Origin of the sequence: Vibrio sp. 10N.261.52.A1, from assembly GCF_002876325.1 — a bacterium.
GTDB classification, from domain to species: domain Bacteria; phylum Pseudomonadota; class Gammaproteobacteria; order Enterobacterales; family Vibrionaceae; genus Vibrio; species Vibrio chagasii.
Genome location: NZ_MCYD01000970.1, coordinates 1 through 11,719, shown reverse-complemented (window position 1 = coordinate 11,719; position 11,719 = coordinate 1). Strand labels below are relative to the sequence as shown.

General features: G+C 45.1%; 11 protein-coding genes and 2 tRNA genes. 6 read left to right on the top strand and 7 right to left on the bottom strand.

Going from position 1 to position 11,719, the window contains the following annotated elements; genetic code table 11:
• The 3 genes from BCT81_RS21080 to BCT81_RS21070 form a co-directional block, all read left to right on the top strand.
• Positions 1-741, top strand: a 741-nt coding sequence (locus tag BCT81_RS21080; protein ID WP_198596935.1) for an FAD-dependent oxidoreductase, incomplete at its 5' end; no start/stop codon positions are given.
• A gap of 176 nt (positions 742-917) precedes the next feature.
• Positions 918-1,466: an NAD(P)H nitroreductase gene (locus BCT81_RS21075; RefSeq protein WP_004740667.1), complete on the top strand. Its 549-nt coding sequence runs from the start codon at positions 918-920 to the stop codon at positions 1,464-1,466.
• A 114-nt stretch (positions 1,467-1,580) separates the two neighbouring features.
• The gene (locus BCT81_RS21070) at positions 1,581-3,569 is read left to right on the top strand and encodes a DNA topoisomerase III (RefSeq protein ID WP_102425716.1); all 1,989 of its coding nucleotides are present in this window, start codon (positions 1,581-1,583) and stop codon (positions 3,567-3,569) included.
• A 24-nt stretch (positions 3,570-3,593) separates the two neighbouring features.
• Here BCT81_RS21070 and BCT81_RS21065 read toward each other — a convergent pair whose 3' ends face one another.
• The 3 genes from BCT81_RS21065 to BCT81_RS29950 are packed head-to-tail and all read right to left on the bottom strand — an operon-like array spanning position 3,594 to position 5,440.
• A complete protein-coding gene (locus BCT81_RS21065; protein ID WP_102425715.1) occupies positions 3,594-4,595 on the bottom strand; it encodes a DUF3080 domain-containing protein in 1,002 nt (333 codons plus the stop codon).
• 7 nt (positions 4,596-4,602) lie between these two features.
• Positions 4,603-5,289, bottom strand: coding sequence for an SDR family oxidoreductase (locus BCT81_RS21060; RefSeq protein WP_102425714.1), 687 nt, complete (start codon positions 5,287-5,289; stop codon positions 4,603-4,605).
• A 25-nt stretch (positions 5,290-5,314) separates the two neighbouring features.
• The gene (locus BCT81_RS29950; protein WP_258099341.1) at positions 5,315-5,440 is read right to left on the bottom strand and encodes a hypothetical protein; all 126 of its coding nucleotides are present in this window, start codon (positions 5,438-5,440) and stop codon (positions 5,315-5,317) included.
• Positions 5,441-5,550: 110 nt separating this feature from the next.
• On the opposite strand from BCT81_RS29950, the gene BCT81_RS21055 reads away from it, so the two are divergent.
• The gene (locus BCT81_RS21055; RefSeq protein WP_102425713.1) at positions 5,551-6,471 is read left to right on the top strand and encodes a histone deacetylase; all 921 of its coding nucleotides are present in this window, start codon (positions 5,551-5,553) and stop codon (positions 6,469-6,471) included.
• Between the two features lie 65 nt (positions 6,472-6,536).
• Here BCT81_RS21055 and BCT81_RS21050 read toward each other — a convergent pair.
• From BCT81_RS21050 to BCT81_RS21035, 4 genes are all read right to left on the bottom strand, one after another.
• Positions 6,537-6,627, bottom strand: a tRNA-Ser gene (locus tag BCT81_RS21050).
• Positions 6,628-7,024: 397 nt separating this feature from the next.
• Positions 7,025-7,115: transfer RNA gene (locus BCT81_RS21045), tRNA-Ser, on the bottom strand.
• A gap of 138 nt (positions 7,116-7,253) precedes the next feature.
• Positions 7,254-9,056 (bottom strand): DUF3413 domain-containing protein, encoded by a 1,803-nt coding sequence (locus tag BCT81_RS21040; RefSeq protein WP_004740673.1) that lies wholly within the window; start codon positions 9,054-9,056, stop codon positions 7,254-7,256.
• A 28-nt stretch (positions 9,057-9,084) separates the two neighbouring features.
• Positions 9,085-9,312 carry a YejL family protein gene (locus tag BCT81_RS21035; protein ID WP_004740674.1) on the bottom strand — a complete coding sequence of 76 codons (228 nt, stop codon included), beginning with the start codon at positions 9,310-9,312 and terminating at the stop codon, positions 9,085-9,087.
• Between the two features lie 84 nt (positions 9,313-9,396).
• Between BCT81_RS21035 and yejK the strand changes: the two genes are divergently transcribed.
• Both yejK and BCT81_RS21025 read left to right on the top strand, forming a co-directional pair.
• Entirely contained in the window at positions 9,397-10,401 is a 1,005-nt protein-coding gene (yejK, locus tag BCT81_RS21030; protein ID WP_102425712.1) for a nucleoid-associated protein YejK, read from the top strand.
• Positions 10,402-10,508: 107 nt separating this feature from the next.
• On the top strand, positions 10,509-11,719 hold a 1,211-nt coding region (locus BCT81_RS21025), incomplete at its 3' end, for a hypothetical protein (RefSeq protein ID WP_102425711.1).

Genomic DNA, 11,719 nt, shown 5'->3' with positions numbered 1-11,719 from the left:
AAAGAAGAATTCAGAGAAACGATTCGTTATTTTGCTAACCAAATCGATGCATCGGGCGTGAACCTGAAACTGGATACTGAAGCTACGTTTGAGATGCTACTTAAGTACGATGAAGTGGTGATGGCTGCGGGTGTTGAGCCAAGAAAATTGAATATTGAAGGTATTGATCACGAGAACGTGGTCGATTATCAAACCTTGATTCGCGAAAAGACACCTGTAGGTGAAAAGGTCGCGATTGTTGGTGCTGGTGGTATCGGTGTCGATGTGGCAACCATGCTCACCGAGCCGACGTCACACAGTTTAGACGATTGGCTACATGAGTGGGGCATCGATAAGAATATGGAACACCCAGGTGGCCTGTATCCTTACCCGGATTCATTCAGTGACAAAACGGTTTGGGTTATGCAGCGTAAAGCGGGTCGTGTTGGTAAAGGCCCGGGCAAAACTACAGGCTGGATTCACAAACGCACACTAGAAAAACGCGGTGTGAACTTACTTGGTGGCGTGAGCTACAACAAGATTGACGACCAAGGTTTGCATATCAGTGTTGGTAAACAAGATCAGGTATTAGATGCCGATTCCGTTATCGTGTGTGCAGGTCAAGTATCGGTGAGACCATTCGAAGATATGTGGCAAGAGTTCGGTGGCAAACTACACGTGATTGGTGGTGCTGATTATGCTGGTGAGCTAGATGCTGTGCGCGCTATCCGTCAAGGTGTTGAACTAGCGATTAAGTTATAGAGCCAGTTAGCTAAGCTACTGAAATAGATGTTTGAACAAGGCTCCTAAGTCGTAGATTTAGGAGCCTTTATTGTGTCTAACCTAGTCTATTTGGGGAGTCGTTGAGATTTATTATCGTTTGTATTCTGTGCTAAAGTTCAAGTATACAAATAATAAAGAAATAGTAAGGACTTCAAATGGATGCTTTGGATCTACTGCTCAACCGACGCTCTATCGCAAAACTCTCTGATCCGGCACCTGAAGGTGTCGCGTTAGAAAACATCATCAAAGCGGGCTTACGAGCTCCTGACCACGGTGCACTAACACCATGGCGCTTTGTTATCGCACAAGGTTCAGGGCTACAGAAGCTATCTGACATCTTGGTTCGTGCTGCTGAAGCGGAAGAAAGCGAAGAAGCGGTGATTGAGAAAGTGAAAAAGGCGCCGTTCCGTGCTCCTATGGTAATTACTGTCATCGCGAAAGTAACCGAGCACGAGAAAGTACCAGCGATTGAACAACATCTTTCTGCAGGTTGTGCGGCGCAAGCAATGCAAATGGCGGCTGTCGCTCAAGGTTTCCAAGGCTTTTGGCGCTCAGGTAAATGGATGTTCCACCCAGAAGTTCATCAAGCATTTGGTCTAGAAGGCGACGACGAAATTGTTGGTTTCCTATACCTAGGTACGCCGGGCTGTACACCAATGAAAGTACCAGAGCGCGACTTCTCTAAGTTTGTTGAGTTCCTATAAAGAGCACTGAAGCTGAATAGTGGAATGCTAACTGTATAAACAACCAGTTTTTCTTGATTTCTAGGGGCCACATTAGATAATGTGGCCCTAATTGTTTGTAGCATCTGGAAAAACATGTCTCGCCTTATTATTGCTGAAAAACCAAGCCTCGGCCGCGCGATCGCTGCTGCACTGCCAAATCCACAGAAGAAAGACCAAGGGTTCATCAAATGTGGTAACGGTGATGTAGTCACTTGGTGTATTGGACACTTATTGGAGCAGGTTGAGCCAGACGCTTATGACGATCGTTACAAGAAATGGAACTTGGCCGATCTTCCTATCGTGCCAGAGCAATGGCAGCTAAGACCACGCAAGACTTCAAGCAAACAGCTCACGGTGATCCGAAAGCTATTGAAGGACGCCACTCAAATTGTTCACGCCGGAGACCCAGATCGAGAAGGTCAGCTTTTGGTTGATGAAGTGATCGATTACTGCAAAGTCTCTAAAGCCAAGAAAGAGTCGATGGAAAGGTTGCTTATCAGCGACTTAAACTTACCTGCTGTAAAACGTGCACTCTCTCAAATGCGCAGCAATCGCGACTTTATCCCTCTTTCTGTGTCAGCATTGGCACGTTCAAGAGCTGATTGGCTGTATGGTATGAATATGACTCGCGCTTATACCTTGCTGGGTCAAAAAGCCGGTTACCAAGGCGTGCTGTCGGTAGGGCGTGTGCAGACACCAGTACTTGGTTTGGTGGTGAGACGTGATGAAGAGATTGAAAACTTCATTCCTAAAGATTACTTCACTCTGCATGCCTTGATTCCTTACCAAAATAACGGACAGAGTTTTGATATTCGTGCTCGCTGGAAACCAAGTGAAGCCTGTAAGCCGTGGCAAGACGAAGAAGGCCGTGTACTCAACCGAAAGTTGGTTGAAAACGTCGCTCAGAGAATCGCAAACCAACCTGCAACTGTCACAGAGTCAGAGCAAAAGCAAAGTAAACAAGCAGCGCCACTTCCTTACTCTCTGTCTGCCTTGCAGATTGATGCCTCCAAACGTTTTGGCATGAGTGCTCAGCAGGTGTTGGACACCTGTCAGTCTTTATATGAGAAGCACAAGCTTATCACTTACCCACGCTCCGATAGCCGCTACCTTCCTAAAGAGCACTACTCTCAGCGAGAATCGATTGTAGATGCCATCGCCAATAATGCGAAAGAGCTACAAAGTGGTGCGCAAGGCGCAGACCTCTCACTGAAATCAAAAGCATGGAACGACAGTAAGGTTGATGCTCACCACGCAATCATCCCAACACCGAAGAAATCATCGGTGAATGGTTTGTCTGCCAATGAGATGAAAATCTATCAACAAATTGCTCGCCAGTATCTGATGCAGTTCTACCCACCGGCTGTGTTTGCGGATGCTAAATTGGTTTTTGATATCGCTGGTGGTGTGTTCATTGCGAAAGGGCGTCAGCTTATCAACCCGGGTTGGAAGGTGTTGATGGGTAAAACAGACACCGAAGAGAAAAGCGATGGTACTGATACGGTTCCACCGCTCGATAAAGGAACGGTGTTGACCTGCCGCGAAGGTGTCATTGGAGACAAGAAAACCGAACCACCAAAGCATTTCACGGAAGCGACATTGCTTCAAGCGATGACAGGTATCGCGCGTTTTGTCGCGAACAAGGACCTGAAAGCTATTTTGAAAGAGACTGATGGTCTTGGAACAGAGGCGACTCGTGCGGGCATTCTGGATACGCTTTTCAAAAGGCAACTGCTAACGCGCCAAGGTAAGAGTATTCATAGTAGCCCTGCAGGTAGAGGTTTGATTCATGCCCTACCTGAGGATTCGACCTTTCCGGACATGACAGCACACTGGGAACACCAGTTACAGGGCATGGCCGAGCGTAACCAAGCGTATCAACCTTTCATGCAAGCGCTGGAAAGCAAGATTGATGGCCTAATGGGGCGAGTGAAAACAGGGGAAGTGCCGGAATCGCTTCGTCATCTCCCTAAAGTTGAGAGACCCGCTTTTAAACGTCGCAAAGGTGGCGGTACGAAGAAGTCTTATGCCAAGAAAGGTACCTATGCCAAGAAAGGCGCTTCAGCTAAAAAAGGATCTTAAAGCTAGCGTTTGCAAGTGTTCCAGTTAGCGTCCGACTTTACGCCCACAGCGCTTAAATAACTGTTGCCAATACTCAACATGGCGACGCGTTGATGCACGAAAGGCTTGGTGCGTGTCTTGGATGGGGAAGTAGTAGCTGTGCAGTTCTGGCTGAGCATCAAATATTGCCAGCTGCGGAGCGAGCTGTTGATAGTAGCCATCCAGTTGCGCCATGTAAGGTTGTACCTTGCCAATGTATTGTTGCTCGAATACGTTGTTGAGGTAACGGAACTTAGTGGTGTCTCGTTGTTTTCCGCAGATGATATTGGCATCAAAAGTAGTGAGTTGCTTGGTGATGGTATCGAGTTCAACCGACGCACGAGCAAGCGAATAATACAGATCCCCAAGGGTAGAGCTCTTCTCTAACACCTCTTGCACCTCTGTGGTTTTGCCCGAAACAAGTGGTGTATTTAACGAATGGTTAAGATGCTCCAAGGCGTCGCTCGTCTGTCTTACTTGTTGAGCAATATCATGACGTAGCCACTGACTACCGCGCAGCTGTGACTGCATGGCATCGCTAGCATAAATCAAGTTCCATTGATGGAGCGGAAACTGAGCGAGCTTCTGTTGCTCGATCCCTCTCAAGAGTTCGATGATTTCTGGGTCTAGCTCATCACTCGATAAGCACTTGCCTACACCTTCGAGTAGAGCGACTTGGTAATCGTAATTGCGGAACTCGTCCGCGACTTTTCCGAGCACCGAGTTACGCTCAGCAATCAGGTTGAAAAGTCCACATTGGCGAAGTTGATAGCTGTCGATGAGCCCAATAGAAACAGAGGGGACGTTTAGCAATAACTCTCGCTTTCTTGGCAACCCCTCAAACTCCCAGTCTTGTTTGAGCTCTTCAGCATCTTGCACTCTGGCCACCTTGGTTTGATAGTCATCGAACAAGTCTCCAGGACCTTCCCCAAAACACCCTCCGAGCACCACGGTGATTAAAAGCAGTGGTGAGCGTTGTACGAAGTTTGTAAGAAGGCGAAGATTCATGGGTTACCTACCAGTCTATTTCACTGCCGTCGAAATTGAAGAAGTGACCACTTACTTCAGTGTTGGCAGATTCGATGACTTTAATAAGACCAGACGCTGAAGTGTCTGTATCAATAAGGGCATTGGGACCACCCATTTCTGTCTGTACCCAACCTGGGTGCATTGCCAATACCGTGAAGCCGTTGCTAGTTAGATCGTTGCTTAAACTTTTTACAATCGAGTTGAGGGCCGCTTTAGAAGAGCGATAGATGTAGCCTCCGCCAGAAGTGTTTTCTGACATGCTGCCAACTCGAGAAGACAAGCAAGCTATCTTTTTCACGTCACTGGCTTCTAGCATAGGGAGAAGTGTTTCAACTAGCTTCAATGGCGCAATAGTGTTGACCTCAAAAACGCGTCGCCACTCTTCTACGTTGGTGTTACCCAGTCCGTAACCTTTAGGACCGTAATAGCCAGCATTGTTAATCAGAATATCAATGTGCTGTATCTGAGCTGGTAGTCTGCTGGTGGCTTGGTAATCAGTGATGTCTAGTTGAATGCAGGTTAAGTTGCTGTAATGTTCTGCGAGTGCCAGTAACTCATGTGCCGATGAAGTATCACGATAGGTAGCGTAAACGGTGTGATTGTCCTTAAGGTATTGTTGAGCAAGGCTTAAACCAATGCCTCGGTTTGCTCCAGTGATAAAAATAACGCTCATGGTGATTCCTTTTCAGTTCAATTAGTTAAGTTTGATGGCTTAACACCAGAAAATCAACGGCCCACCAACTGGCCATTAGCATTCCGACAAAAATCATTACTGCTGTTGCCGAGCCACAGATCACCCCAAGGGTAAGTATTAGGTTTTTCATTACTTTCTCTGAACATACTTAAAGATAATGATAACTGTTATCATTAATTTGGGTTGTCGCCAAGCCTGATGCTGTTATGATTTTGAGAAAGATAAGCAATTAACTCGATTATGATTCCCTTAATTTACCACCCAATTTATTCGCAGCTGCCTTTACCTGAAGGTCACCGTTACCCAATCAACAAATACCAGTTGTTACATAGCACGGTTGAGGCGCTAATGGATAGCGATCCACTCTGGAAGAGTATGTTTGAAGTGTTTGAACCAAAGCCTGTGTCGGTAGAACAAGTCAAACAGGTTCACGACAGTGACTATGTCGATTTGCTTGTTTCTGGGAGTTTGCCAGCGGCGAAGATGAGACGCATTGGTTTTCCGTGGAGCGAACAGTTGATTGAAAGGACGCTCTATTCAAGCGGCGGAACCTGCTTAGCAGCTGACATGGCCATTGAGAGTGGTTTAGCCATTCACTTGAGCGGAGGCTATCACCACGCGCACCATGATTTCGGCAGCGGATTTTGTTTGTTGAATGATCTGGTGTTGGCAGCGAAGCATGCACTTACCTTTGAACAGGTTGATAAGGTGCTGATCGTAGACAGTGACGTACACCATGGCGATGGTACGGCGACACTCTGCCAAGAGAGCGATGAGATTATTACTCTGTCTTTCCACTGCGATAAAAACTTCCCTGCAAGAAAGCCATTATCGGATCTGGATGTGCCATTAAGTCGCGAAACGGAAGATGAAGAGTTTCTGCGTTGTTTTGAGCAAGTGACTAAGCTGGCGATTGCGCATCACCAACCTGATTTGATCATTTATGATGCAGGTGTCGATATCCACCAAGATGACGAGTTGGGTTACTTGAATGTATCGACACAAGGGATCTTTGAACGAGATTGCTTCATGATTAACTTAGCAAAATCAGAGTCTATCCCGATGGCGTGCGTTGTTGGGGGAGGTTATCGTACCCAGCACCAAGATTTGGTACCGATTCACATGCAGCTTTTTAAAGCAGCACTAGCAGTGAATAGTTAACCTTCTAAGTTAGGTTTTCTTCAGATACAAAAAAGCCGCTGATTTCTCAGCGGCTTTCTTTAATGTGGTGGAGGGATAGGGATTTGAACCCTAGAACCGCTATTAACGGTTGCCGGTTTTCAAGACCGGTGCTTTCGACCACTCAGCCATCCCTCCGATGCCGCGTATAATATAAGGGTGGCTTTGGCTTGTAAATACCCTTATTAACTGACTGCTTTATTTATGAACGCTTTTCGATATTTTTGTATTGAATGGCCATTTATTGTGCGCTTTTCTGATGTTTTATCGTAACCAACAATTAAAGACGGATAACTAAAAGTTAAAAGCGAACGCTAAAGAACTGCATGAATCACGAGAGTCGTGAACTAGATAGATAATAACTGGAGTCTTTGGTTGAAGCTCGGCTAGGTGACAAAGGGGGGAAGGTGAGATAACCGGGAGTCTACGTTATTAACGGCTACTTAGGTTTACTTAGTCTGAGGGGAAAGCGTAAAGAGAAGTCGTAACCCCAGATGCAAAAAAGCCGCTGATTTCTCAGCGGCTTTCTCTAATGTGGTGGAGGGATAGGGATTTGAACCCTAGAACCGCTATTAACGGTTGCCGGTTTTCAAGACCGGTGCTTTCGACCACTCAGCCATCCCTCCAGTGGCGTGAATGATATAAGGGCACGAGGATCTTGTAAACCCCTAATTTACATAAATTTGTTCTGTTGCTTGTTTTCTAGGCATTAACGGCAATAAAAAAGGGAAGCCATTGGCTTCCCTTCTTCGTTTGATGATCATTTAATCATTTTTTGCGTAGAATCGCTGTAATTCAGTGAGACCTTGCATAAGTACTGGTAAGCGAGGGCTTACATTCTTTAGTCGTTGGTAATCTTGGTCGTACAGCTTGTAGTTACCAAACTTATCTAACACCGTAGTTTGCTTATCTGTCACAAGTGCTAACTCACGAGAATCACCCGCAAGCACCCATTTTCTCTTACGCTCATCAAACAAGCTGCGGCCGCTGCTAAAGTCAGTTGGGTTTGAAGATACACCCAGTAGCTCTTGCATTAGTGTTACTGAAATATCTAAGTGGCTAGAGCGATGAGTGTACTCAGACGCTGATTTACCTGGCCAGCTGATAAACAGAGGAACCTGCAGCTGATAACGGCTGTAGTTAGAGTTTGCACCCCAGCTGTTAGTCTTGGTTTCGTTAAACTCAGTACCGTGATTAGAGGTAATGATAACTACCGTATTATCGATAAGGTCTAAGCGTTCCAACTCAGCGTAGATGGTTGCAAGTTGTGCGTCCGCTGCTTGAGCTGACTTTTGGTAATCAGCAGCAAAACGTTCTGCGGTTGTTAACGCTGAGTCTGACTCTGCTTCTGAGCTTGCAAAGTTGTCCAATGTTGTTAGCTCAATAAAGTTGAACCAAGGACGTTTAGCTTTCGGTGATTCCACCCAGTTTGACCAGGCTTGGATTGCACTGTGGTCATTAAACGTCGCTTGCTCTGACATGATTTTACGGCCTCGGAAGATGATGTCCGAGTAAAGTGCATCGTCAAAGTTGTCACCGCTGAATGCAGCAAACTTGTAATTGTGGTTATCTAATACATCCAACAGAACTGAACTCGCACCTTGAGCTTCAATACTGCTTGCGTAGCTGCTAGGAAGGCCGTAGAACAAGCCAAAAATACCAAACATGTCGTTGCTAGAACTGTAATGGTTGGTGAAATTGATCGACTGTTGTGCGAATGCGTAGCTGCTTGGCATTGATGTTTCGTTAAGAGCATCTGCGCGCAGGTTATTCACGCTCACCATCAGGATGTTCAAATCATCACTGCGGCGGTTGTACTGAATTTCTTCTAGCGGGTAGCTAACAAGGTTTACATTGCCTTTGTTCGCTTCTAAACGCTCTAGATATTCTTCACGGTCTAACAGACCATGTTTCTCCATAAAGCTTTTCGCTGTCATTGGGTAAGACAGTGGGAAGTTCGCTTTTTGGCTCGTAATTGGGTTATAGAAGTACGCATCAGCCCACATGTAAGTCAGGTGGCTACTGATGAAACACAAGAAGAAGACGGCGGTAATTGGACGACCGATGTGTTTATGAGAAAGTTTACGCTGCTTACGCCAAACCCATTCAGATAGGCCAAGCTGCAATAAGAAAATAAGCGGCATAACAATGAAGAGGTGCTGCAAATCAGACGTAAATGCAGATTCCTCTCCACTGAATAAAACCTCCCACACGACAGGCGTCAGGTGGAGGTTTATATTTTGATACGTTTGAGTATCAATCAACAGGACAGTTAAACCTATGGTCGCAAAGCAAACGGCAACCAAACGTAATAACTTCCTAGACGGAAGAATAAATGTGAGCGGGAACAGCACTAATAGATAGAGCGCAAATACCAAAAAGCCGAAATGACCAACCCATGAAGCAGCCAAGTAGAATTGACCCAGCAGGGTTTCTGGCCAAGCAGATTGAGTGATATAACGAGTACCAATCAACATCGCAGCAATGATGTTGAAAAATGCAAACCAGTGACCCCAACCAACCAGTCGAGATACACGATCGCTATATGAGTTTGCGCTGTCTACCATTTATAATTCTTTTATCCGTCAATCAAATTTAGTGAGACTTTTTATCTTCAAGAGAAGAAATTAAAGCCTCGGCAAATTTTTCAGCAATTCCTTTGCGTTGTGAAGCAGCAACGTTCTGATTTAAGACATTGGTTGCGATATTTCCAGCGATCATCAGTGAAAGTTCTGGTGAAGCTTTGTGCTTAGATAGTACAGCACCTACTTCAGCTAGGATTTTTTCAACTTGTTCATCTGTGTATTTAGATATAATCGGCATAAGGACTCTAATAATGATAGTAAAAGCGGCTTATGATAACCTACTATGCACGACAACTGAAACCTGAACGGTAATATTTTCACTATGAGCCTTCACCTTTCCAACGTAATTTTACATCAGCTGAGCAAGAACGATCAGGAAGAACTGATTGTTAACTATCGTGCTGAATCTCTAGAAAACGATGCTTCTTCTGAAAGCCTAGTTGCTGAACTTCATCGTGTTTTTAACTCAAAAGCAGGCAAAGGGTTTGGTTCTTTCAAATCTGACAGCGAATTCCAACAGTGGTTGCATCAACTTCGTGCTAGTGAGACAAACTTTTACGATTTTTCTCAAAAGAGTGCGCAACGTCTAAAAGACGAGCTTTCAAAATACCCATTTGCTGATGAAGGCACCTTGGTAATGGCTGAATATCAGTCACTTGCAACTGACTACCTTTTCATTGGTCTACTGCCTTCAAACCAAAGCTTGAAGGTAACAGAAGGGCTAGATATCAGTGCGACTGACTACTTAGATATCTCTAAAATGGACATCGCAGCTCGCTTAGATCTTTCTACTTACGAGACAGACAAAGAGTCAAACCGTTACCTAACGTATATTAAAGGACGTGTTGGTCGTAAAGTGGCCGACTTCTTCTTAGATTTTCTTCAAGCGGAAGTAGGTCTGGATGCAAAACTGCAAAACCAGGTGCTGATGCAAGCGGTAGAAGATTTTGTTTCTGATTCTAAATTAGAGAAAGAGGAAGCTATCAGCTACAAAAAGCAGGTTGCTGATTACTGTAACGAGCAGTTAAAAGCGGGTGATGAGGTTCAAGTGCGTGAACTGTCTGGCGAATTACCAGCAAGCACAGATGGCACCAGCTTCTTTGACTATACTAGTGAGCAAGGCTACGAGTTAGAAGACAGCTTCCCTGCAGATCGCGCAACTATGCGTAAACTAACAAAATTTGTTGGTGCTGGTGGCGGTTTGAATGTTAGTTTTGATAGTCTGCTTCTAGGCGAGCGTATCTTCTATGATCCGGAGACAGATACACTAACGATTAAAGGCACACCGCCAAACTTACGTGACCAACTGACTCGTAATAAGTCATAGTACGAAGTGAATAGGTAAGCGGCAGTAGGATGCTGTCGCTTGTTTTTGTGCTTTGTGTCTTCGCCATAGCAATAATGGCTTCAAGTTAACACGCACAAGGAATATAGATGGAACAATCAGTAGCAAAGCCCACTCGCTTTAATAAACCAGCCACTTTCTTAGTTGTGATTTTGGTTCTGTGGCTACTTCCTTCATTGGCACTTCTCAACCTAAGCCGTTCCTACACAAACTCTCTTGCTCAAATTGAAGAGCTAGGTATTCGCGTTAACGAATTAAGACAGTCACTCTATTTCTCGGAACCACTTCGCGTCTCACGCATCAATGAGTTAGCTCTTGATGCTCAATTAGTATATTCGATTCGACTTCAGATCGAATCCGACTTCCAAAACGCACTTTTTCGACCTGACGTAAACCAACTGCTTTATGTCGCAGACCAGTTCTTGGACAAATTTGATGAGTTCATTCCAATCGAAAGTCAGGTTCAAGAGATTGTCGATAACATCAAGCTTTTACGTGCAGACAAGCAGTTATCTCCCAAGTTAAAACCGTTGCTAAATGAATTTGGTGTAGTGGTGTTTGAGGCGATGTACTCAGACAGCCAAAGCTCATCGGCGACTTACCGAGCTTTTGATTCTATTCTCGAGAAATCTTACAAGTTGAAAACGCCAGAGCAAGACGCGATTCAACAACTACTGGCTGATGCTTCCGCATTGCTCGTAGATTACGCACAACTGAATTTCTTAGTCGATAAGATTAAGCAGAACTCGGTGAACAAGCAGATCATTAAGTTAGAGTCAGAATATCATGAGCGCCAGTTTAATTTGCTGGTCGCAATGTTAGGTCTGAGCTTGGCTGCTATGGTCGCTTTGATTGTTTGGAGCGCGAGAAAGGCCTCTTCGCAATTTTCAGCTGACCAGAATACCTCTCCTGAACCTAGCGAAGAAAAGGTTGTTCAATTCTCTGATAAGGATGCGGAGCTGTTTTCAGAAAGCAGCGGTGATTCTTCTCCTTTGGCAACCGAGCAGCACGAGACTAAACAAGAAGTACCAGAAACGGTAGTGAACGAGCCATCAGACTATCTACAGCAACAACAGCAACAGAATATGAACATTGAAAATCAACTAAATACGATTGAGACGCCAACAGCTGAGCGACACGTTGCAAGCGTGACGGATTCGAAACCAGCGATTGATATTGAAGAGATGCTCGAAACACTCGATGGCGATGCAGAGTCGGTTGAATTGTTGCTTGGAGTGTTTGTCCAAGATCATGCCGACGACTATGAGAAGTTTAAAGCGCTACTGATTAAAGATGAGAC

Coding starts and splice junctions, on each gene's coding strand:
- BCT81_RS21075 (WP_004740667.1), top strand. CDS start 918: ATGGATGCTTTGGATCTACTGCTCAACCGACGCTCTATCGCAAAACTC.
- BCT81_RS21070 (WP_102425716.1), top strand. CDS start 1,581: ATGTCTCGCCTTATTATTGCTGAAAAACCAAGCCTCGGCCGCGCGATC.
- BCT81_RS21065 (WP_102425715.1), bottom strand. CDS start 4,595: ATGAATCTTCGCCTTCTTACAAACTTCGTACAACGCTCACCACTGCTT.
- BCT81_RS21060 (WP_102425714.1), bottom strand. CDS start 5,289: ATGAGCGTTATTTTTATCACTGGAGCAAACCGAGGCATTGGTTTAAGC.
- BCT81_RS29950 (WP_258099341.1), bottom strand. CDS start 5,440: ATGAAAAACCTAATACTTACCCTTGGGGTGATCTGTGGCTCGGCAACA.
- BCT81_RS21055 (WP_102425713.1), top strand. CDS start 5,551: ATGATTCCCTTAATTTACCACCCAATTTATTCGCAGCTGCCTTTACCT.
- BCT81_RS21040 (WP_004740673.1), bottom strand. CDS start 9,056: ATGGTAGACAGCGCAAACTCATATAGCGATCGTGTATCTCGACTGGTT.
- BCT81_RS21035 (WP_004740674.1), bottom strand. CDS start 9,312: ATGCCGATTATATCTAAATACACAGATGAACAAGTTGAAAAAATCCTA.
- yejK (WP_102425712.1), top strand. CDS start 9,397: ATGAGCCTTCACCTTTCCAACGTAATTTTACATCAGCTGAGCAAGAAC.